15 protein-coding genes, 1 rRNA gene and 1 pseudogene are annotated in these 21,694 nt (G+C 57.8%); 2 read left to right on the forward strand and 15 right to left on the reverse strand.

Annotated elements, in window-relative coordinates:
• Positions 1-72 precede the first annotated feature (72 nt).
• Positions 73-188: ribosomal RNA gene (gene rrf, locus H8S56_RS21410) — 5S ribosomal RNA — on the forward strand.
• Between the two features lie 70 nt (positions 189-258).
• Here the strand turns inward: rrf and H8S56_RS21415 are convergent.
• The 7 genes from H8S56_RS21415 to H8S56_RS21445 form a co-directional block, all read right to left on the reverse strand.
• Positions 259-738: an SRPBCC family protein gene (locus H8S56_RS21415; protein WP_024689436.1), complete on the reverse strand. Its 480-nt coding sequence runs from the start codon at positions 736-738 to the stop codon at positions 259-261.
• Between the two features lie 34 nt (positions 739-772).
• A complete protein-coding gene (locus H8S56_RS21420; protein ID WP_187519706.1) occupies positions 773-4,225 on the reverse strand; it encodes a non-ribosomal peptide synthetase in 3,453 nt (1,150 codons plus the stop codon).
• Positions 4,222-5,169: a diiron oxygenase gene (locus tag H8S56_RS21425; RefSeq protein WP_187519707.1), complete on the reverse strand. Its 948-nt coding sequence runs from the start codon at positions 5,167-5,169 to the stop codon at positions 4,222-4,224. The genes H8S56_RS21420 and H8S56_RS21425 overlap by 4 nt, the downstream gene beginning before the upstream one ends.
• 64 nt (positions 5,170-5,233) lie before the next feature.
• Positions 5,234-6,010, reverse strand: coding sequence for a DUF3050 domain-containing protein (locus tag H8S56_RS21430; RefSeq protein WP_024689439.1), 777 nt, complete (start codon positions 6,008-6,010; stop codon positions 5,234-5,236).
• Positions 6,011-6,792: 782 nt separating this feature from the next.
• Positions 6,793-7,524: a GntR family transcriptional regulator gene (locus H8S56_RS21435; RefSeq protein WP_187519708.1), complete on the reverse strand. Its 732-nt coding sequence runs from the start codon at positions 7,522-7,524 to the stop codon at positions 6,793-6,795.
• Between the two features lie 313 nt (positions 7,525-7,837).
• Positions 7,838-8,854, reverse strand: a complete 1,017-nt coding sequence (locus H8S56_RS21440; RefSeq protein ID WP_187519709.1) for an aldo/keto reductase — start codon at positions 8,852-8,854, stop codon at positions 7,838-7,840.
• A gap of 134 nt (positions 8,855-8,988) precedes the next feature.
• Positions 8,989-9,678 carry an HAD-IA family hydrolase gene (locus tag H8S56_RS21445; RefSeq protein ID WP_024689442.1) on the reverse strand — a complete coding sequence of 230 codons (690 nt, stop codon included), beginning with the start codon at positions 9,676-9,678 and terminating at the stop codon, positions 8,989-8,991.
• A gap of 336 nt (positions 9,679-10,014) precedes the next feature.
• Between H8S56_RS21445 and H8S56_RS21450 the strand changes: the two genes are divergently transcribed.
• On the forward strand, positions 10,015-11,496 hold the full coding sequence (locus H8S56_RS21450) for a YdgA family protein (RefSeq protein WP_024689443.1): 1,482 nt from the start codon (positions 10,015-10,017) through the stop codon (positions 11,494-11,496).
• Between the two features lie 26 nt (positions 11,497-11,522).
• Here H8S56_RS21450 and cysC read toward each other — a convergent pair whose 3' ends face one another.
• The 8 genes and pseudogenes from cysC to H8S56_RS21490 form a co-directional block, all read right to left on the reverse strand.
• Positions 11,523-12,122, reverse strand: a complete 600-nt coding sequence (gene cysC, locus H8S56_RS21455) for an adenylyl-sulfate kinase (protein ID WP_187519710.1) — start codon at positions 12,120-12,122, stop codon at positions 11,523-11,525.
• The gene (locus H8S56_RS21460; protein WP_187519711.1) at positions 12,115-12,810 is read right to left on the reverse strand and encodes a sulfotransferase family 2 domain-containing protein; all 696 of its coding nucleotides are present in this window, start codon (positions 12,808-12,810) and stop codon (positions 12,115-12,117) included. Before H8S56_RS21460 ends, cysC begins: the two co-directional genes overlap by 8 nt.
• Positions 12,811-13,072: 262 nt before the next feature.
• Positions 13,073-13,684 (reverse strand): annotated as a pseudogene (locus H8S56_RS25050) (Imm43 family immunity protein).
• Between the two features lie 140 nt (positions 13,685-13,824).
• Entirely contained in the window at positions 13,825-14,046 is a 222-nt protein-coding gene (locus tag H8S56_RS21470) for a hypothetical protein (RefSeq protein WP_187519712.1), read from the reverse strand.
• A 133-nt stretch (positions 14,047-14,179) separates the two neighbouring features.
• Positions 14,180-14,842, reverse strand: a complete 663-nt coding sequence (locus H8S56_RS21475) for a hypothetical protein (protein ID WP_187519713.1) — start codon at positions 14,840-14,842, stop codon at positions 14,180-14,182.
• Between the two features lie 11 nt (positions 14,843-14,853).
• The gene (locus H8S56_RS21480) at positions 14,854-19,305 is read right to left on the reverse strand and encodes an RHS repeat-associated core domain-containing protein (protein WP_235986842.1); all 4,452 of its coding nucleotides are present in this window, start codon (positions 19,303-19,305) and stop codon (positions 14,854-14,856) included.
• A 12-nt stretch (positions 19,306-19,317) separates the two neighbouring features.
• On the reverse strand, positions 19,318-19,743 hold the full coding sequence (locus tag H8S56_RS21485) for a DcrB-related protein (RefSeq protein ID WP_187519714.1): 426 nt from the start codon (positions 19,741-19,743) through the stop codon (positions 19,318-19,320).
• Between the two features lie 15 nt (positions 19,744-19,758).
• Entirely contained in the window at positions 19,759-21,693 is a 1,935-nt protein-coding gene (locus H8S56_RS21490) for a type VI secretion system Vgr family protein (protein WP_024695766.1), read from the reverse strand.
• Position 21,694: the final 1 nt, after the last annotated feature.

Here is a 21,694-nt window from a genome sequence, read left to right on the forward strand (position 1 = left end):
GGTTTTGTCTTTTAGTAGAAGTCATTCATTTTCGCCGATACGTCGCTTATTGACGGATTGGCCACAGAATTTCTTGACGACCATAGAGCATTGGAACCACCTGATCCCATCCCGAACTCAGTAGTGAAACGATGCATCGCCGATGGTAGTGTGGGGTTTCCCCATGTGAGAGTAGGTCATCGTCAAGATTCAATTCCGAAACCCCTCATCGCTCGCGCGGTGAGGGGTTTTGTCTTTTCCGGCTATGGAACGTCGAAGTCAGGCAAAGAGACTGCGGACATTGCTCATGGCACTGTCTGCAAACCCCTGTAGAAACGTCTCGAATGCCGGCAGTGCCTCGGCTCCTCCCTGGTCAGGTTCGGCAATGATCGTCCACGTCGCGATGCACTCATTCTCGCTCACAGCCAGTACTGTCATCGAAGCCCATAACTGACCCACAGGCAGACTGGTGTGGATCAATGACCAGGTCATGTACAGGGCCTGATCATCTCGGCTGTTCAATTGTTCGATCGCAACGTTACCGTCCTTGAACAGCTTCTTGCGCACCGAGCGAACACCTTTACCCGTGACCTCAGTGCTCTCCAGGGCAGGAATAAAGGCCTGAAAGCCTCCAAAGTCGCCTACGACTGCCCAGACGCTGTTGGCATCACTGGGGATCTCCACTGCCGATACAACGCGGCACAGGGTCGGATTTTTGATCAGCGTGTCGGGCTTGAGATTGTTGTGGATTGTGTTCATGTCGTTCTCCATTGCACTTGATTGATGACTCGACTCAGATGAAGTCGATTTCCTTCAGGTAATCGCAGCCCTTGCGCAACAGCGCCGGGGTTTTCTGCGGGTACTGCTCGCCCATTTGGCGGATACCAGCCAGGGTGTTCTGGTACTCGATCATCGAGATGTCCCCGATGTCCTCTTCAAAGCCATCCAGATAGAAGCCGAGTACGCCAAACAACGCGTTATCGCTATCGACCCGGTTAAGCTGAGCCTGCCATTGGGCAACGCTGACCAGCTCGAACTCGCGGCCCGCTTCGCGGAACGATTCCACGTAGCCGTTCCAGCTCAGGGGTTCGGGGTTATGCAGATTGAAAACGGCACGCTCGGACTGATAACGGCTGGCATGAAAGCCAATGAAGCGCGCCAGGAAGTCCACCGGCATCAGGTCGAAATTGATGTCGAACTCCGGAACCTGCCCCAGCTGCAGTGACCCCTTGAGCATCAGCATCAAGCGGTTCTTTTGTGGCTGGCACACGCCGGTATGGCGGTTGAATGCGATGTTGCCGGGACGGTAAATGTTGACCCATACGCCTTGATTCCTGGCGTGTTGCAGGATGCGTTCGGCGACCCATTTGGAGAGGTTGTAGCCATTCTTGATGTAAATCGGTGGGGTGTCGGCAGCGGGTTTTTCAAGCACCGTGCCGGCACTATCGATGGCGCTGCAGGCTGACAAGGTCGAGACAAAATTGAAGACCTTCTTGCTGCGCCCCTCACATAACTTCAGGCATTCGAAGACCGGCGCCACGTTGTCTCTGGCCAGCGTCTCGTAATCCTGAACATGGTTCACGTTGGCTGCGTTGTGGACCAGTGCTCCAAATTCCCGGTCCAGCCGTTCATACACCGCCTCGCTCAAACCCAGACAGGGTTGCGTGACATCGGCGGCATAGACCGTTACCCGACTCAGGTCCAGATGACCCAGCCTGTTCTCGGCGAGCGATTGTTCGAAGCGATCCTGAGCGCTTTGCCCTGACGACTCACGCACCAGACACGCAATCTCGGTCGCACCCCAGTCCAGTAGCGCCTGCACGATATGCACACCCAGAAACCCGTTGGCCCCGGTGACGATCACTTTATGCACGTCGCCCAGTTGGCTGACAGGCAGCGTCGTCAACTGGATGTCCGGCCTGGCGTCCCGCAGCGCTTGTGGACTGATGGTGTAGCCTGAGCTGCCTTCGCTGTCGATCAAGCCTGCCAGCGTCAGCAAGGTGGGTGCTTCGATGAAGCGGTTGATGGGAATACTGCGTCCGAACCGTTCCCGAATCTCCAGCAACATGCGCGACAGCAAAATCGAGTGACCGCCCAGATTGAAAAAGCTTTCGTCCGTCGAGATATCGGCCGATGGCAGTTCCAGCAGTTCGGCCCATAGCGCTAACAGCTGCTCCTGGCGCTCGGTCTCTGGCAGGCGCCGGGAATGCTGATCGCTGAAAACCACGGGGATCTCCAGCAACGCCTTGCGATCCGTCTTGCCGTTGCTGGCAAACGGCAAGGCGTCGACTTTTGTGTAAGCGATCGGGTGCATGTAGTCAGGCAGCAACTGCTGCACATGAGCCTTCAGGGCGCTCAGTGTCGCGTCATCACCTTCAGGCCCATGTGGCTGAGCAACGAAGGCCAGAATGCGCCGGTGCGCATCGACGACCACTGCGACCTGCCTGTACAGCTGGCTCGCACGCAGGCAATGCTCGATCTCTTCCGGCTCGACCCTGAAGCCGCGAATCTTTACCTGATTGTCTCGACGCCCGCTCAGCTCGATGCCGTCCGCTGTCCACTTGGCCATGTCTCCAGTGCGATAGGCCCGTAATCGTTCACCGTCCGGGCGCTTCAGCCATACATAACGCTCAGCCGTCAGCTCGGGATTGTTGATATAACCCAGGCCGACCCCTGGCCCGACGATGTACAGCTCACCCTGAGTCTGTTGCGCCACAGGCTGCAGTTGCTCGTCGAGAATCCAGACCTGACTGTTGGCGATTGGCTTTCCGAGATTGCGATTGCTGCTGTGTGGCTGGAACTGGCCTGCCGTCACCAGCACGGTGGCTTCGGTGGGGCCGTACAAATTGTGGAAATGGCACTGCGCAGTGAGCTGCGCGATGACGTGAGGCTCACAGACGTCCCCACCTGTCACGACATGTTCAAGCCCCAGTGGCTGATCGAGCGGCAGAATGCTCAGCAACGCGGGCGGCAGAAATGCATGAGTGATGCCCGCTTTCAAAACACTGATCAGTTGCAGCGGGTCGCGTCGCTGATCTTCATCGGGCACTACCAGTTCAGCACCACTGAGCCAGGTCGGGAAAATATCGATCACTGATGAATCAAAACTCAAGGTCGAAAACTGCAGCACTCGACTGTATTCAGTCAGGCCAACATAGTCGGCATACCATGCCGTGAAGTGGCTGAGGTTGCGCTGGCTGAGCAATACGCCTTTGGGATGGCCGGTCGTGCCGGAGGTATAAAGCGCCATGCACGGCGCATCACAGTCCGGTGAAAAAACCGAAGCGACATGGCCCGTTTCCGTAAGCTGCATAGCGTCGATGTTGAGCGCGGGGAATTCGGCGGCAGCCAGCGGGTGCGAGCCGTCATGCAACAGCAGCATCGCCCCCGAGTTTTCCAGAATGTATTGCTGCCGTTGAAGGGGAAGAGCCGGGTCGAGTGGCAGGTAGACAGCCCCACAGCCCAGAATCGCGAGCACCCCGGCATACAACGCTGTGCACTTGGGCAGGCAGAGGCCGATCACAGGTGGCGCGTCGGTCTTGTTCGCCTGTGCAATCAGTGGCAACAAATGAAGCTGGATAGCGGCGGCGTGCATTGCCAGTTCGCGATAGCTGCAGGACTGACCCTGAACCGACAGGGCTGGCCGCTCGGCGAAGGTCTGTAAGGCCGTTGCCAGCCACTGGGTAAGCGGCGTCTCGGCCCGTTGCAACAGATGAGGCCGCTGCGTGTTGTTCAACTGATGTTCGAACAGCAGCGCATCAATGGCACTCAATCCCTCTTGGCGTTCGCTTTGAGCGGGCTGTGCTGCTGGCAAATGCACGAAGTAATGATCGTCCCGAGAGCGTCGGCTCACCTGCAATGCAACGATCTCCACCCACGCGGCAATGGCCTCATCGCGCAGCATTCGTCCGTTGCCTGATGACTCAACGGGCAGACATTGCCGAATGATCAAACGCCGGGCCTTGGCCGAACCGTGCCAGCACAGCAGTTCCAGCCGCGGCAGCGAACCCGGGACGGGCTCCAGGCCCACGCGCAGACTTAGAAGCGCCGGTTCGCCCAAGCCCTGCAATTGCTCGCTGCTCAACGCAAGGCTGCCATCTTCGATCAGCATTGAAACGGGATCACACGACTGCAGCGCAGCAAGGTCGGACAGGTGATGCACGGCATGGCCATGCGACTGAAGCTCGGTATTCAGTTCGCTCAGGGTCAGGCTATGACCAACAAGCAAGATCTCCAGGCGCTTCATTGCAGCATCCCCTGCGCAGGCAGGTATTGAGCCAGGGACCGCTGTACGCAAGGGGTTTCCAGCATCGAACTGGCCTTGAAGAAGCGCACGATGTTACCGATCAGCGGGTGATGACGATTGATGGGAAAACTGACCGCCAGGGTTTCGGCCTTGAGGGCTTGTTTGATGGGTTCAGCAACGGGCAGATGTTCGATCAGGGCGAAATCGAAGCCGTGCTGGATGTCGCTGGTCAGGTACTGTGCGATGAACACCGGCATGATGTCGGCGATGCACTGGCGGTCGTTCTCGCTAGCGGTGTGCCAGTAAATACGCACCAGTCGTGACCAGAAACCTGAGTGCCGACCTTCGTCCAGCAGGTGGTCAGCCATCAGACCCTTGACCGATTGCTTGACCGAATCGTCCTTGGCAAAAGCTGCCACGTCGTTGGTCACCGTGTTCTCCGCGATGGCCACGCAGATCAATTCCACAGCGCTGCGCAGATGTTCCGGTGCCAGCGCCAGCGCCGCCGGAATGGCCCGGCTCAGCTCGATTTCGCCGGGCAGCTCGATAGGGTCAATACCCGTCAGCGCGATGGTCTGCTGCATGAAGTCCATCGCGACCAGCGCGTGATAATCCTCATCCACTACCACCGTCATCGCGTCATAGCGGCAGGCGAACGGGAAGCGAATCGCAAAGTGGTCCTTGGCGATACTGCGTGCGGTCTTGTCGACGATCTCTGTTTCGAAGATCACCACATCGTTGATGAATTTGTAGAGGCTCTGCACCAGAGCGTAATCACGCAGGTGCGCACATTCGCGGCTAAAGGTCTCGCTCAGCACCAGCGGCTGTCGGCTGAGCGGATAGATCAGTTTTCCATCGTTCTCGACGATCCGGCGTGGGCGAGTACGAATGGTGGCGCGACCTTCCCACGCATCGATGAACGAGCTGTAGTCTTCTGCTTTCATGATGGCTTCCTTGGAGTGGCTTGAGGGCTGATTCCTGAGAGCAGCCCTTGGGAGCGGACCGGTGTTAAGCGCTGACCTGCATCTGTGGGGCGCGCAGGGTGACGCGCAGCGTGTCCCACAGCTGGAGCCTGCTTTCCACTGCGGCGATGGCGGCCTCGTACACCTCGCTTTCGCGCCGTGGATCGCCCGCTACCAGTCGCGCCAGCAGGTTTTCTGCAGCGGGCCCGTGGTCTTCGGAGTCGACTTCGATGTGGCGTTCCAGGTAGTAACGAAAGGTCGGAGCCTGATCACCGGTGATGCCCCAGTCATCGAGAATGCTCTGGAACATCAGCGGGATGACGCTCTCGCGGCCATGCAGAAACGCCGCTGCCACACTGTGAGCGGGGGCGTGCAATGCTGTGTTGAGGGTATTCGTCACGAACACCGATGCCGCCTGACCTGCGTTGACACGCTGCAATGCGGTCGTGTAATGCACGCCTTGCTTCTGAAGCTCAATGAAACGTTCGATTTGCAGTGTGCTGGCGCCGATTTCGCGCATCGCATCCAGATACAGCTCGAAATGGCTGTAATGTCCGTGTCCCAACCGGTCATCCGATTCTTCACCCAATACAATTTCGTTGATCAACCTGGCCGCAGCGGCGTCCTTGGGCGGGAGCCAGGGCAGTTGTGTGCAGGTCAGCTCCTGTTGCAGGCGTTTGGTGAGCGACATGAAGTCCCAGACCGCGAATACATGGGTTTCCATGAACCGTCTTAATACCTCCAGCGAGCAGATCTCACCGAAAATGGCGTGGCGGCTAAGTTCAAGTTTCTTGTGGTCCAGGCGTGTTTTTTGGCAATGCATAGCGAGTTACCTTAGTCGTAGAAAGGCAGATGTATAGATTTAAAGTTGCAGTGTTTACGGCGCTGATGCACAGAGGTCGATACGTATTAATTGCAGGCAGCCAACAGCCTGTTAAAAGACAGAGTTCAGGGTCACTCCCATTCGTCGTACCGCTGCAAGTTAGGGTTCGGCGTACCGTGCGTTCGCCGACAGCCTTTTAAAACGCGGTCTCTGCGCGTTTAAGCAGTGTCCTGCTTCGGCTGTGTGGAAAAGTTAAAACACAATTAGCAACGTGCGCAATTATTTTCTTACATTATTTAAGTTGTCTGATTTGCAGGGTGTAAGTGGCTATATAAAACAGAGGGTTCATGTTTTACAGGGGTGTAGGCAACCCTTCCGATCAACAGGGATCAGAATTAATAATAATGAACGAATGCCTCGTTCAGCGTTGCCGTTATGCCGAACAATTAAAAGGTTTGTATTTTTTGCGAGCGATATCGGAAACGACTTCCAATGTCTCTCTGCCCGGTGCGCTGACTCCTTTTCATTGCGTTAAAATCAACAGATCACTGCCCGGTACCTGCAGGGCAGTTGAATCCTGACCAAAGTCGATCCTCCGGTTGGATCCACCCAGATCACGAACGAGTTTGCCTTATTCCAGTGGCATACCACCGGAGGGCTCAGGAAATTAGGCGTAAAAACGCGCCGTCAGACTGAACGTCTGCGGAGCCTGAGGCGGGCGGAGCGGGGGATGTGCAGTCCGGTAAGCGGCGCTTGCCGGACGTGCGGGGTAGCCGGCGCGGTCAGGCGGGGCTTTTCTTGCGAGTGCGAGGGGGCTCGGTGGCCGCTTTGCTGTTCAGGAATTGGGTAATTGCCTTAACGCCGCGGTTGAGGTGGTGCTGCAACGCTGCCACGATCGGTTCCACAGCTTTTTCTTCCGCCAGACGAAGCAGTTCCCAGTGGTCATCCTGAGAGAGTTTACCCAGTCCCATGGACGACAGATTGAAACGCAGAAAACGCTCTTCTTCGTTCAAACCTTGCTCCACCAGGTGCATCAGGCGCTTGCTCGGTGTTCTGGCATACAAGGACATGTGGAATAACCGGTTAAGCCTGCCGATCTGGGTGTAATCGGTCTCGACTTCGAGCTGCTCGATGTAGCCCCTTGCAGTCGCCAGGTCCTGCTCAGTCAACAATGGAACCGACAAGCGCAAGGCCTCTGACTCCAGCAAAATGCGCAGCGCATAGGCATCGACAGCGTCTTCGGTGATCAATGGCGCCACAACCGCACCTTTGTGCGTTTCGACACGCAGCAGCGATTGTGCTTCGAGTTGTCGCAGGGCTTCGCGTACTGGCATCCGGCTCACGCCGAACAGCGTTGCCAATTCCTGCTGGCGCATCGCAGTGCCGCTGGGCAGGCTGCCATCGATAATTGCGTTACGCAGTTTCTCTTCGATCACTGCCCTGGCAAGGTGCGCCGGGGGTTGCTCGTTGCCCAATACCGAGAGCAGGAAGGCCTCTCTATCTGATTTACGCATCGCCATACTTCTCTACCAACCTGGCTGGATAGGATCCAATAAACCACTGGATTGCTAACAGACTAGCCAAGACTTGCCGGGAAGTCGCGAGAGCAGAGACATCTTTCATTTTTTCAGCGCAGTACATGAAGTGCATTTCAGTGAGTCATCGTGGAACCCGTCAATAATATCTTAGCGCTCATCGGCCCCACATACTGAATGAGCTTTTATACGCCCATCGATTTACCACAATCATTTTCATGCCAAGGCGAGCTGAAACGCCTCTCTCAACTCGCCTAGTGAACCGTATCGCGGCATAAGGCCGCACGGTGGTTCAGGCCCGCTGGCGCGGCAGGCGCCCGGACACGAAATGCTGAACGTCGTTAAAGCCAGGTGTCGACGAATGGCCAGGCGTTACCAGAGAGTCGATGAACGCCTCGTCTTCTGCGGTGATGGTGACGTCCATCGCCTTGGTGTAGCCATCCCACTGCTGCTCGGTACGGGGGCCGACGATGGCCGAGCTGACCGCCTGATTGTTCAGCACCCAGGCGATGGCAAATTCGACCATGCCCACGCCTTTGTCCTGCACATAGGCCTGAATGCTTTGCGCGATACGCAACGACTCGACGCGCCACTCCGTCTCCAGCAGGCGCTTGTCCTGACGCCCGGCCCGGCTGCTGCTGTCCGGTGCGATATCGGGTGCATATTTGCCGCTGAGTACGCCGCGTGCCAGCGGACTGAACGGCACGACGCCGAGCCCGTAAAAGGCTGCCGAGGTGATCTGTTCGACTTCGGCCTGTCGATTGACAATGTTGTACAGCGGCTGGCTGACAACCGGCTTGTCCACCCCGAGCTGCTGCGCGACGTGGACGATTTCCGCAATCCGCCAGCCGCGAAAGTTCGAGACGCCCCAATGACGAATCTTGCCTTGGCGAATCAGCTCGCCGATGGCCGAAACCGTCACCTCCAGCGGCGTATCGTGATCTTCTCTGTGCAGGTAATAGATATCCACATAATCGGTGTCCAGCCGTCTCAGGCTGTTCTCGATTGCGTTGAAAACATGCTTGCGGTTAAGGCCTGAGCGGTTGGGCACAGTGGTGGGTGCGCTGAAGCCCAGCTTGGTCGCCACCACCCAGTCGCTGCGATTGGCTGCAATCGCCCGGCCCACGATTTCTTCCGAACGACCGGCGTTATAGACATCTGCCGTGTCGATGAAATTGACGCCCTGATCCCACGCCTTGTCGATGATGCGCAACGACTCTTCAGCGGCGGTCTGCTCGCCGAACATCATCGAACCCAGGGTCAACGTGGAAACCTTGAGGCCGGACTGGCCGAGAACACGATAATTCATGTTTAACATCCTCCATGTCATTCACGCGGTTTCAATCGAACATACCGGCGCGTTGAAAGGTCAGCGCGCCTGCAAGCAGACAGATGCACTGACCGGGTGTCGCTTGAGGCAACGACCCGTCAGCCTTGTGAGGATCACTTGAGGTCTGGCAGACCCCAGTCCTTGAGCGAGAACTCGGCCAGAGAGCCGATCACCAGATCTGCGTGCTCGTATTGCTCGCGCGGCATGTGTGAATCCGGCACTGCCACCGCGTACATGCCGGCCGCTTTGGCTGCCGTCACGCCAAATGGCGAGTCTTCGAAGACCAGGCAATCGGCGGGCGACACACCCAGACGGCTGGCGGCGATCAGAAAGATGTCCGGAGCCGGCTTGGCGGCCGTTACTTGCGGGTCATCCGCCGTGACCACGGTTTCGAACAACTCGAACCAGGCGCGATGCAGGGTGGTCTTGGCGTGGAAGTAGTGCACCGACGAGCTGGTGCCGACTGCAATCGGAATATTGTGTTCGGCCAGGTGGCGAACCAGCGCCTCGGCACCGGGCATGGCCGGGGAGTGCGGGAAGCGCTCGTCGAGCATGGGCTGACGAATCTCCAGGAACTCCTGCGCAGACATCGGCAACTCAAGCGTCTGGGTCACGTACTCGGCAAAATCCAGAGCACCCCGTCCAATGGTGTGCTGCTTGATCGCCCAGTCGAAGGTCTTGCCATGGCGGCTGGCGATCAGATGAGTGACTTCGGTGTAGATGCCTTCGCTGTCCAGCAACAGGCCGTCCATATCGAAAATGACAGCCTTGATCGGGCCTCGTTGGGTTTGAACTGCGCTCATGTGATTCCGTCCGGTTTGCAAATTTGTTTCCAGCCTAACGTTTCGGCAAAGAACATGGCTACCCCATGTTTCAGGGAATGGCTGGCAAATTCCCGATTCCATGGCGCGAGCCTGCAACAAAAGGCAGAAGGCCATGTCCAACAGCCCGCAATAAAAGCGTAATCGCCCACAGAACTGGCCGAGAACACTGGGCCGTTGTGAGCGGCCGATGATAACCTCTCGCGACTTTTCGGCAGTGCGCAAAGCCCTGTCGACCCATGAACCCTGCGTGCAAACACATGCGCTGTGGTTCCAGGGACGACCCCCCATCATCAGAACGGACATCTTCGAGTCACTATGAATAAATCAGCAGGTATAGCGGTTGGCGTGATCGTCGTGGCAGGAGCTCTGGCAACGGCTGGCGCCTGGTACACCGGTACTCAACTGGAAAGCGCGTTGACCGATTCGATCGGCAAGGCCAATCAGGAGCTGGCGAAGTCATTCAAGGGCACCGACACCAGCGTCACCCTCGAAATGGTCTCTCTGGACCGGCACTTCTTCAGCAGCACCGCGCACTACCGCGTCGACATTCAGAACCTTTCGGATAGCTCCCTGGGGGGGCAGTTCCTGTTCGTGGACCAGATTCAACATGGCCCGATCCCGCTGTCGCGCCTGAAAAAACTCAACCTGCTGCCGGTCATGGCGCTGAGCAACTTCGAGATGGAGAAAAGCCCCAGCGCGGAAAAATGGTTCGCCATGAGCAAGGATGTGTCGCCCATCAAGGGGCAGGCAAGCATCGGCTACGACCGCGCTACCAAAGGCTGGGTGCAGATGGCACCGCTGGAAATGAACGAGGCCGACGGCACGTTCAAATTTTCCGGCATGACCGTGAACGCCGAGTCTTCAGCGGACGCGCAGAAGTTCAGCCTCGACGGCAATCTGGACAGCCTGCAGCTCAATGTCACATCGCCTGACGGCCCGGTGAATATCGACGTCAAAGGCATGACATTCGATACGGGTGGCACCAAGGGCAGCTCCGGTTTTTATCTGGGGCACACCAACATGAAAATCCAGAATGCGGGCTTCCAGCCGTTGGGCAAGCCGCAGATCCAGATCAAGGATTTCACCAACACCAACCTCGCCCAGGAAGATGCCGGAAACTTCGCAGCTCAGGTCAACTACGATATCGGCATGATCGCGTACGGCGGCAAGGACGTGGGCGCTGCGCACATGGGCTTCAAGATCGGCAACTTCAATGCCGTGGCCACGCAGGCGCTGTACCAGCTCTACCAGAACACCATCATGCCGCAGCAGCAGGCAGCCATCCTTGAGGAGCGCCCGTTCGTATTGCAATTGACGCCTGCCGAACGTGAGCTGATGAACGCCCAGCTGAAAACCCTGCTGGCCGGCAAGCCGCACATCGAACTGGAAAAGCTCTCGCTCAAGACCGCCAACGGCGAAAGCCATGTCCGCCTTGCCGTGGACCTGACCGACCCGGGTTCGCTTGACCAGCCTGCCAACGCGCTGGCCATCAAATCGATTGGTGAAGCCGTCGCGAAAGTCGTGGTCTCCAAGCCGATGATTCGCGATATCGCAACTCAGCAGGCGATCCGCGACGGGCAGACCGACATGAAGGTCATCGCCGAGCAGGCCAGCGCTGCCAGTGATATGGCCAGTGCCATGGCCGAAATGATGCAGTTGGCCAAGGTCGACGGCGACAACATCGTCTCCGACTTCCATTACGCCAACGAAATGGTCGACTTCAACGGCCAGAAAATGACCCTGCAGCAGTTCGCGGGCATCGTCATGGGCAAGATCGGAGCGCTTGGCGCTCAGTAGTAAGCCATCAGTGATCGCTCAGGGCTTCATGAGGCCCTGAGCGTCAGGCGGGTCATCACGTCAGAGATAAATGCCTGGCAATCGTCCTGGCTGGTGTCGATGACGAACTCGGGATATCGAGGCACTTCGTAAGGACTGTCGATGCCGGTGAATCGGCTGATCAGACCTTGCTGCGCGGCGCGGTAAAGCCCTTTCGGATCGCGACGGGCGCACTCGGCCAAGGGTGTGCTGACATGGATTTCCATGAATTCGCCCGCTGCCAGCTGTCGCCTCACCGCGTCCCTGTCTGCCCGAAAGGGCGAGATGGCCGATACGATCACAATCAGCCCGGCATCGACCATCAACCTTGCAGCCTCGCCGATCCGTCGCACGTTCTCGTGTCGATCCGCATCCGACATGCCCAGATCCTTGCAAAGCCCTTGGCGTACCTGATCGCCGTCCAGCAGATAGCTGTGCAAGCCTTTGGCCTGAAGGGCTTCATCAAGTTGGTTGCCCAGCGTCGATTTACCCGCACCCGACAAACCTGTGAGCCAGAGGCAGCAGGCCCGCTGACGTTTCATCGCCTGACGCATGGCCTGGTTGACCGAAAGCGTAGGCGAGACGAGAAGAGGTCTGGCGCTATTCATAGGCGAACAGCTCGTAATCGCGAGCGTACACCTCACGCACCTTGCGGCGTGAAGCGGCGGAACAGGTCGTACCGGGTGAACCTCCACGGCTGGCAGACCGATTGACGTGCGGCAGCTCGCCTTTGACATGCAGATGGGCGCATAGGGTGCGAAAGTCCGCGTCGAGGTTCTCGTGGCGACCGATGAAATCGACATCGAGACTGCCCAGCGAATTCTGCAGAAAGTAGTGCTGCGGCGCGAAGTGAATCTGCCGTGTCACGTTTTCTGCGCACAACCAGTTGTCCACGAAGGCATCGAAACTGGGGTATTTGTTCACCAACTCGCCCGCAGCCTGATCCCGACCGGGCGTTGACTGCAACAAGTAGTGGTACGCCGAGAGCGCCCGCTGCAACGGGTCACGGACGAAGCCGAACTTGAAGTAGTGCCTGTAACGCTCATTGAACTGCTTTTCATACCAGTAAAGCGGCAAATGACCCGCCGGCGCGCCGTCAAACAGCGCTTTGGCCACACTGCTGCCCGCACATTTTGGTACATGGATGAAAAGACACTCCAGCTCGTCAAACACCTCGGGAAACCGGGTCTTGCCCGCCAGCGTCTTGCTCACGACCTGCCGGTCAATGACTGGAAGACGCTCGAGCAATAACTCGCGCTGAGACTTTGGAAGTAACTTCCAGAGAAAGCGATTCATGTAAAGGGACCGTCAGGGTGTGTAGAAGTCCGGACAGTTTACGAAGCAAAGATGAAAAAAATGTTTTGTTTCGAGTAATTTACTTATCGGGGGTATTCATGTCAGTTGTGTAGTGGATTGTGTGCGTTTGGACACGCTATGTTGCTCGGTGCGGGCCTGACAATGGAGTTAATCGGTGCAGCTCTAGGTTGGCGTATACCAAAGTCTGAGGTACGCGCCCTCGAATAACGTTGTCCGGGAGTGACCTGACTCCTCACCGCTATCACGCCCGCCTGACAGTGCCGATTTTTTCGGTGCTCACGAGCTCAAAGCCCTTCATTTCGTATTTCGAGAACGCCTCGGCAGCGTCCGACGAAACAAAGGTGTATCCCCAAAGGCTAATTTCAAAAATACTAAAAAAATCCAGCTTCACATCATCTTTGATCGCAAGGGCTATGACGTTTTTTATTTCCCCACTTTTCCTGTAGTTAATGTTCGACTTGTCAAAATCAATAACAGCAGGTGTCTCTTGTTCTTGCATAATCTGACGAATGAAGTAGTATTTTTTTGCCGGCACGCTTTCACCCTTCGGATTCACAATACTGATCTCGGCTGTTTCCCATTAGCCGGTTTTCAAGGTTTTGAAAATCGACAGGAATTGCTCACTTACAATATGGCCTTCAAACGCAGTGCGGAAGTCAAAGTCATAACCTTTATCCTTGGTGATGAGCAGCAATTTTTCAGGCAGTAGAGCAAGCGGCTCTCCCGGTTCAGAGTAGTACCAACTGCCTGACATGCCCTCATCGTAAGCACCTGGGTAGAAGGACTCACTGAGCACACCATCAATAAATACGGGGCAGCTCTTTTCTGTTTTGATCGCCAGTGTATAAAACATAAAATCCTCTTTAACAAAGTCGGCCGGTGCTTGATTTGATTCGTATGCGTCCAGACACAGTTTTCTTACGAAGGCTGCGTTGGAGGGATTCGACCTGCTGCCTTGCCTGAGCCTTGGATATGAATTCAGCGCTGTAACGGTTAATTATTCTGCTCAGTTTGCCAGATCCGGTAGCGTGCCTGCCAAACGGTGCGGTCATCTGTTTCGGTGAGTTGTTCCAGCAGGTCGTTGAGGTTGTTGTGGTAGTAGCGGATCTTTTGCAGGGTACCGCTGCCATCGACAGGGGTCATCGGGTCGTAGCTGTCTTCGGCGTAGACGTACAGGCTGGTCTGGCTGTGTTTGTGTTCCTGAATCAGGCGCATGTCGTCCACAGCCAAATGAAGCGGGTTTCGCCCAGCGGGAATCCTTGGTCATCGGGTTCGTGTTCGCCGATAGGCTTTCACTCTGACCACGCCGGGCGCTCATAATGAAAAGTCTGAGTAAGGCTGATACGTGTCAGGTGAACTGGATAAAAAAATAGCCGCCGTCTGCGCCTTCATCCAGTTTTTTTGCTCGGTTGTCTGCAAATATATAACCCATTCCGTTACCGAATAGCCCCTCATGCTGTGGGCTGATTTTTCGAATATCGTAATCGGTTATCTGTGCCAGAAAGTAGTATCTTGGCGTTTCAGGTATGAGGTCTTGAAGCCAGTGAGGTCGACCGAGCACTTTGCTGATGCTCGCCCCATTGATATCATCCTCCGCTTCTTCCGCATCATCATCTTCGTCAAATTCTTGTAAGTCGATGTACTTTTTGTTTATGAGCTCTCCAGCGCTTTCCGGGAAAATCTCTTCATTAGACTTTTCATGCAGAAGTACTTTGGTGTAGCCTTTTTTAAGGACGTCAAACTCGCTTTTTTGGTTGATGGTTATATTTCTTAATGAAGATCTTTTAAATGAATCTCCAGAACGCTGAACAGAGATGAATACAGTCAAGGCCATGCCTTCAGGGAGGTATTGAATATTCAGTGCATGTTCTGTCAACGTCAGGACAGGTAACATGAGATCTCCGGTTTCTGGATCGGTTGGCCATAGTTCAGTAGTGTTCAGCCAAGCGCCTCCTCCGATTTGTCCGAATGATTTATCCGTGTCCGAGGTTAGAATTTTTTTGAATCCCATTTTTTCGTCCTCTAAAAGCAGCCTTTCCGTTTTGCAAAGGCACTGGCAGATCTTCGTGCGGTACGAAGTTGCTGTTGTGTTATGACCCCTGTTCTGACCAGAGAGTTGTGTATGGCTTGTGACATTAATCTTATTTCAAGCTTTCCGCGTTTTAGCATTTGATTCGGCCCCATCCCCATCTTTGCACGAAGCCTGTTTTCTTCCGCATGGACGTCGTCATGGTGTTTGGGGGTGAGAGCAATGGATGGATTTCCTTTAACTCTTCGCCCTGTCGCAATCCCTTTGTCTTCAAGAAATTTATTGCGAAGAATTTCGTGCGCTTCCAGACCGTCATTTTTGTGGACTTTTGCACCATACCCAGCCACTTCTCCTTCATTCAGCAACCCCCACGGATCCACCCACCCAATCGGATTCGGCGCGTACTGATACAGGTTAATCCCACCCGCCAACCCAATCGGGTCCGGCGTGGTAAACCGGCCGATATCCGGATCATAAAACCGAAACGTGTTGTAGTGCAGCCCCGTTTCGCGGTCCAGGTACTGGCCCTGAAATCTCAGGTTCTGTTCTTCGAGGTAGTAGGGTTCGCGGATTTCTTCGGCGGTGTTGCCCCAGACCCGGTAGCGGGCTTGCCAGACGGTGTGGCCGTCGGTTTCGGTGAGTTGTTCCGGCAGGCCGTTGAGGTCGTTGTGGTAGTAGCGGATTTTTTGCAGGGCACCGCTGCCATCGACGCGGGCCAGTGGGTCGTAGCCGTCGTCTGCGTAGACGTACAGGCTGGTCTGGCTGTGTTTGTGTTCCTGAATCAGGCGCATGCCGTCCCAGGTGAAGCGGGTTTCGCCCAACGGGAAGCCGTGGTCGTCGTGTTCGTGTTTGCCGATGCGCCGACCCAGCGGGTCGTAGGTCATGGTCACGACAGTCGTGCGTGCGCCGTGTTCGGTGCGGACTTCGATCAGTTGGTGTTCCGCATCGTAGGCAAAGCGCTGCACGCGACTGCTGCCGCTGCGTTTTTCGATCATGCGGCCGAATGCGTCGTAGCGGTAGCGCTTGTCCTGATAGGTCAGCAGTTTGTTGTGCACCACCAGGCCTGCGCTGGTGGGCGGGCCGTCGAGCAGGTTGGCGGCGGCGTCGTAGGCAAAGGTTTCGCTCTGGCCCTGAATGTTGTCCTGGCTGGCCATGATGCGGCCGGTGCCGTCGTAGTGCAGCAGTTGGCGCTGTTCGCCGCGCGGCTGTTGATCCAGACGACCGATCAGGTTGTCCGCCGGGTCGTAGTCGAAGTGCTTCTGGGCGGGTGCCGGAAGAATCGGCGACTGGCTGGCGAGCCGTCGTTTGCGGGAACGCAGCCGACCGCTGCGGTCGTATTCGCTGCGCGTGCTTAGCTGTCCTTGGGTGCGCAGCACTTCGCGGTGCAGCCGGTCGCGCTCGAAATCGCTGATGACCTGGCCGTCCAGGTTGATCTGATGCAAGTGACCGCTGCCGTAATACAGGCGGTTGAGCCAGCGTCCGTCGGGCAGTTGGGTCTGGGTCACGTTGCCCAGTTCGTCGTAATGGTATTTCAGGCTGCCCGCTGCGCTCTGTTCTTCCCGCAACTGGCCGAGCGCGTCATAGGTAAAACCAAGTGTCTGCTCTTCGCCAGAAGCGCTGACGAACGCCACCCCTGTCAGGTCGTCCACCGGGCTGTAGTGATACTGCGTGCGGCCGTTATCTGTGACCTTGGCGATCAATCGACCCACCGCGTCGCGTTCCAACTGATGCTTGATGGGCGGTACCGGTTCGTTGGGTACCAGCGCCATCCCGTTGCCGAACGGGGCGGGGGCGTATTCCATCTGGATGACGTCGTCCAGCGCATCGTAGGCGTAGCGACGGGCGCTGCCATCCAGATCCTGCTGTTGGGTCAGGCGGTCGCCCGCGTCCCAGGCGAAGCGATAGCTTTCACCGTTTTCATTGGTCAGGGCCTGCAGGCGACCGTAGGCGTCGTAGCTGAATTGCACGGACCTGCCAACGGCATCGATGCGTTGACGCACCTGACCTCGCAGGTCGTATTGATACCGCGTGGTGTGCCCGGCCGGGTCGACGTAGCCGGTGAGCTGGCCGCTGGTGTCGCGCAGGTATTGCTCAATGCGCCCGTCCGGCAATTCACAGCGCAGCAGCCGACCTTGCCGATCGTGCTCATAAAACGTGCGCTCGCCCAAGGCATCAGTCACCACCTGCAGGTAGCCGTGCCGGTCGTAACCAAAGCGCGTCGGATAGCCCGAGCAGTCGATGTGTTCGATCAACTGGCCGAGGTCGTTCCACTCCAGCGTCTTGTGCTTGTCGGTCGCGTCGATGATCTCGATTGTCTGGCCACGCTCATCGTAGCGATAGCGCGTGGTCTGGCCCAGCGGGTCGATTTCGTGGGTGCAATTGCCACGCTTGTCGTAGCGATACTGCCAGCTGTTGCCCGCAGCGTCGGTCTCCACTAACGGCAGCGACCACAACTCCAGCCACAGAACCGACTCACGACGACCCAGCGGGTCGACGGTTTCGCTCAGGTTGCCGGCGTCGTCGTAGCTGTACTGATACTGACCGCCCTTGGGATCGACGGCACCGAGCAACTGGCGCTCATCGTTCCACTTGAAACGCCAGGTCTTGGCCAGGTTGTCGGTGTATTCGGTGATCTGATGCTGAGCGTTCCAGTAACGAAGACTGACGCGCTGCAGGCCGTCGATGACCCGCGTGATGCCCTGGCTCAGGTCGTAATCGAAGGCATAGCGATCACCTGCATCGGTCCAGTGCCGAACCACGCGCCATTCGATGCCGTCGATGTGCGCCCATTCATAGAAGCAGCGCATCCCGGTGGGCAGTTGGTGCTCGACCATGCGCTGGCCCGCGTCGTAGGCGAAACGGCGCTGGACCTGGCCCAGCGCGTTGCGCACCTCGGCCAGATCGCCCTGTGCGTCATAGTCGTAGGTCACCAGTATTTCGCGCTGCTGATCGGGATACAGGCGTTCGATGTGCTGAACACGGTCAGGCCATTGCGCGCTGTAGATCAGCTCGATCTGTACGAGGTCGAGGGTGTCGCGCAGGCGCACCAGCTTTCCGGCGTCGTTGTAGTCGAGGTAAACCCGGTTGTCGTTACGATCACCCAGCTGGCTCAGGCGCAGCAGCGAAGGGTCGGCCAGTGTCGGCTCGAACAGCCGGTACAGGCCGTCATCACTTTCAATCAGCAATTGCCCGCTGTCGCTGCGCTTGACCGCAAGGCCTTCGCCAGCGCTGAACACCGCGCCGCCCAGCGGGATGGAGCCCATGTCGATACGGCGCGCCTGCTCGTCGGTGTACACCAACCGTTCGCCGCCGTCGGGGTGCGGCTCGATGCGCACACTGACTTCGTAGGTCACGCTCCAGCCAGCACCGAATAGCCCGCCACGTCGTTCGTCACGGCTGTTGTAAAAGCGCTGCCAGTCGATGGCCAGCACGCCCGGCAATACGAAATCCAGCTCATCCACGCCGCCCAGCACCTTGGCACCGGTTGCCGCGTGCACCGGATTGGGCGAGCCCGCCACAGCGTTGGTAATCGCGCCCGTTACCTGACTGACGACGAAGGAGTTGACCCCCGCGAGCAGCATGCAGGGCAGGTTGGCGCGGAACTTCCCTTTGCCGCCCTTGAGCATCATCAGTACGGTCAGCGCCAGGCCCACGCCCGGCGTCTTGCCGCTGCGGATTTCCCGCACCACCACCGAGTCGCCGCCGATGGTGACGTTGGAAGAGATCATCCCGGACGAAACCACTTTGGCTTCGCAGGTGCTGCGATCACCGCTGCGCACGGCAGGCTGACCGTTGATGCTGACCTTCTCCGACCCTTCTGCCAGAAACTGCGGCGGCATCGGCGGATGCTTCATGCAGGTGACCAGGTCCAGCGGCTTGGGCACCGCGCCGGGGACGGGCATCGCGACGGTGGGTTGCCACAGCTGCGAGAAAAACCCTTTGGCCATGTCCAGAAAGCTTTCCTCTTCAGGCGCTGCAAGACTTTTCATGGACATCGAGTCGGGGCTGGCGGGCGCTGTTTCTTCGGCGTTGTCATCGCTGTGCAGCGTCGCCATCGGGTTCATGTGCGCAGGCACGGCCCCTGCTGCGCGCGCCGCCGGAATCGAGTTGATCAGCGTATCGGTGGAGCCGGTGAGAACGGTGGCCTGTACCGTGGGCGGGAACAGGCCGTTGGCAAGGGACTCGCATATCGTGCTCAGTCCTTTGTCGGCACCGGTCTTGCTCATCGCCACGCCGACGACCACCCCCACAACGGCACCGAGCACACACGCGCCGAGCCCGCCCGTTGCAACGGTGATCCCGGTGGCGGCCACGACGGCCATGGTCGCCAGCGAGCCAATCGCCGCGTAGGCCGCGACTTCAAGGACGCCGCCCAGAATGTCGGCCATCATCGAGCTGTGCTCAAGCCCGTCACCCAGTCGGGCGGCCCATAAAGCGTCAGACATTCAGGGCGCTCTTCATGCCAGGATTAGCGTCTGCTTGAGGGTGGCCCAATGGGCCGCCTCCGCATCGCCCAACGGTTGAGCCTTCACGTAACTGAGCGCAATCATTTTGCGTGTGCCCGGCAATACGAAGGCAAGTTGAAACTGATAGACCTTCTCTGCGCCCTTGCTGAACTGGCTGCGCAGCTCGATGCCATCAATGGACTGATCTACGCCCAGGCGTGCGTTCTGAACGGGCTGATAGCGCAGGTCCTGAACCTGCTGCTCCAACCGCTTCAATTGGGTGTCGAAGTTGCTGTGCAGCGTTTCACCTTCCGCCAGTTGACTGCGGCTGACGATCAACGACGTACCCAGCGCCGGGAACTTGAGAATGTTGATCGAGGCGTCCAGCAGCTCGCTCTCGGGCAGCTGGAACTGAAGCTCATTAATGCGATAAGCCATAAGGCGGAACTCTCGTTATTTGGGCTTGGGAAACGCACTGGCGATGTTGGCGTCGATGGCCGCCTTGACACCTTGTCCGTCGGGCGCGGCGTCCGCGCCCTTGCCGTTGTTCAGGTGCAGCACGCCGCCGGTATTGAACTGGGCATCGCCGCTGGCATGCAGGCTGATCTGCACACCGCAAAGATTGATCTGGCCGCTGGCATTGAGCTCGATCACGCTTTTGCCGCACACCAGCCGCAGGTTCTCGCCCACTTCGATGATGTAGCTCTGGCTGATGCTGTCTGTCTTGTTCTTGCCGACAGCCAGCACATCCTCCTGCTTGACGATGCGCACCCGGTTGTTGCCGATCAATACCGTCTCGTCGTGACCGATGCTTTTGACCCGATCATGGCCGACAGAGTGGCTTTCATCGACCTCAACCACCATGTCCTGATTACGCTCGGCATGGATGTACAGCTGCTCCGCGCCTTTCTTGTCTTCCATGCGGATTTCATTGAAATTCGCGGGCGTGCCGCCTTTGCTCGAACGGCTTTTCATGCCGCTCTGGGTGGCGTTGGCGGGCAGATCGTAGGGCACGGTCTGTTCGGCGTTGTACACACGACCGGTGATGATCGGCCGGTCCGGGTCGCCTTCCAGAAAGCTGACGATCACTTCCTGACCGATGCGCGGGATCTGCATCGAACCCCAGTTCTTGCCCGCCCAGGCCTGTGACACCCGAATCCAGCACGAGCTGTTTTCGTTGGACTGGTCGTGGCGGTCCCAGTAGAAATGCACCTTCACCCGGCCGAACTGGTCGGTCCAGATTTCTTCGCCAGCGGGGCCGACCACCAAAGCGGTTTGCGGGCCTTTGACGATGGGACGCTGGGTGTTGGCCAGCGGCCGGAAGCTCTGCTGCGCGTCGATGCAGCTCAGGCCCAGTTCGAACTGCACGCCGCCGCCCGAACCGCCGCTTTCCAGACTTTCCTGAGCCACGTAGTAACGGGCACCGACGATCAGGTATTCGCGGTTCTGATCCTGACGGCCGAAGCCGGTCAGGCTGAACAGATGCCCGGCACCCAGGCCCCGTGCGTTGCCGCTCAGTTCGATGCGTTCGTGCAGGCTTTGCAGGGCTTCCAGGCGGGTGCGCGCGTAATGCTCGCCGTCCTGGCTCTGCACGTAGGTGCCGGGGTAGTCGTACAGCGGATAGTCACCTGCGGTGTGCGGGCGCGGCATGGCCGAGCGCACGTCGATGCTGGCGCTGGGGCGCTGAAAATCGTAGTCGTTGAGCTCCAGCGAACCCGGCTGGACCTCTTGCGCCAGACGCCAGTCATTGATGTGATCGCGTTCGCGGTGCTGGCCGTCCGGCGGAAAATAGGGCACCGACTCATAGCCCGGCGCAGGGTGATGCGCGCCGTAGGCGTCGGCCAGCACCAGTACGTGGCGGTCCTTTTCGTGGCGGAAGAAATAGTAGATGCCTTCCTGTTCCATCAGACGGCTGACGAAATCGAAGCTGCTCTCACGGTACTGGACGCAGTATTCCCACTCGCGGTACGGACGGCTGAGGGCGTCTTCGAAGTCCGAGAACCCGAGGTCGCGAAACACCTGCTTGATGATCTGCGGGATGGTCAGGTTCTGGAAAATCCGGCAGTCGGAGGTGCGTGTCAGCAGCCACAGCCAGGGTCGCAGCGTGACCTGATAACTGGCGAACTGGTCACGGGTGACGTTCTGGCTGCAGCGCGCAACGATGCCATGAAAGTACCGCTGAGCACCGCCCGCCAGTTGCAGTGACAGGCACATGGGCTTGCCGAGCAATTGGTTGAGGTCCAGCGAGCCATCGGTGGAGGTTAACTGCAGGTCGTAGTTGAACAACCGCCCCAGCTCATCGCCGCCGCTCATTTCCTTGAGCAGCAGCACATCCGGACCGAGCGGGCTGGTGACCTGTGCCAGGCGTGTGAGTTGCTGGAAGTTCATA

This window comes from Pseudomonas triticifolii, assembly GCF_014358015.1.
Lineage (GTDB): Bacteria > Pseudomonadota > Gammaproteobacteria > Pseudomonadales > Pseudomonadaceae > Aquipseudomonas > Aquipseudomonas triticifolii.

Bases quoted from the DNA above. Each gene is read 5' to 3' on its own strand.
- H8S56_RS21425 (WP_187519707.1), bottom strand. From the start codon at position 5,169: ATGAAAGCAGAAGACTACAGCTCGTTCATCGATGCGTGGGAAGGTCGC.
- H8S56_RS21420 (WP_187519706.1), bottom strand. From the start codon at position 4,225: ATGAAGCGCCTGGAGATCTTGCTTGTTGGTCATAGCCTGACCCTGAGC.
- H8S56_RS21435 (WP_187519708.1), bottom strand. From the start codon at position 7,524: ATGCGTAAATCAGATAGAGAGGCCTTCCTGCTCTCGGTATTGGGCAAC.
- H8S56_RS21430 (WP_024689439.1), bottom strand. From the start codon at position 6,010: ATGCATTGCCAAAAAACACGCCTGGACCACAAGAAACTTGAACTTAGC.
- H8S56_RS21460 (WP_187519711.1), bottom strand. From the start codon at position 12,810: ATGAATCGCTTTCTCTGGAAGTTACTTCCAAAGTCTCAGCGCGAGTTA.
- H8S56_RS21415 (WP_024689436.1), bottom strand. From the start codon at position 738: ATGAACACAATCCACAACAATCTCAAGCCCGACACGCTGATCAAAAAT.
- H8S56_RS21470 (WP_187519712.1), bottom strand. From the start codon at position 14,046: ATGCGCCTGATTCAGGAACACAAACACAGCCAGACCAGCCTGTACGTC.
- H8S56_RS21475 (WP_187519713.1), bottom strand. From the start codon at position 14,842: ATGGGATTCAAAAAAATTCTAACCTCGGACACGGATAAATCATTCGGA.
- H8S56_RS21485 (WP_187519714.1), bottom strand. From the start codon at position 19,743: ATGGCTTATCGCATTAATGAGCTTCAGTTCCAGCTGCCCGAGAGCGAG.
- H8S56_RS21450 (WP_024689443.1), top strand. From the start codon at position 10,015: ATGAATAAATCAGCAGGTATAGCGGTTGGCGTGATCGTCGTGGCAGGA.
- cysC (WP_187519710.1), bottom strand. From the start codon at position 12,122: ATGAATAGCGCCAGACCTCTTCTCGTCTCGCCTACGCTTTCGGTCAAC.
- H8S56_RS21480 (WP_235986842.1), bottom strand. From the start codon at position 19,305: ATGTCTGACGCTTTATGGGCCGCCCGACTGGGTGACGGGCTTGAGCAC.
- H8S56_RS21490 (WP_024695766.1), bottom strand. From the start codon at position 21,693: ATGAACTTCCAGCAACTCACACGCCTGGCACAGGTCACCAGCCCGCTC.
- H8S56_RS21440 (WP_187519709.1), bottom strand. From the start codon at position 8,854: ATGAATTATCGTGTTCTCGGCCAGTCCGGCCTCAAGGTTTCCACGTTG.
- H8S56_RS21445 (WP_024689442.1), bottom strand. From the start codon at position 9,678: ATGAGCGCAGTTCAAACCCAACGAGGCCCGATCAAGGCTGTCATTTTC.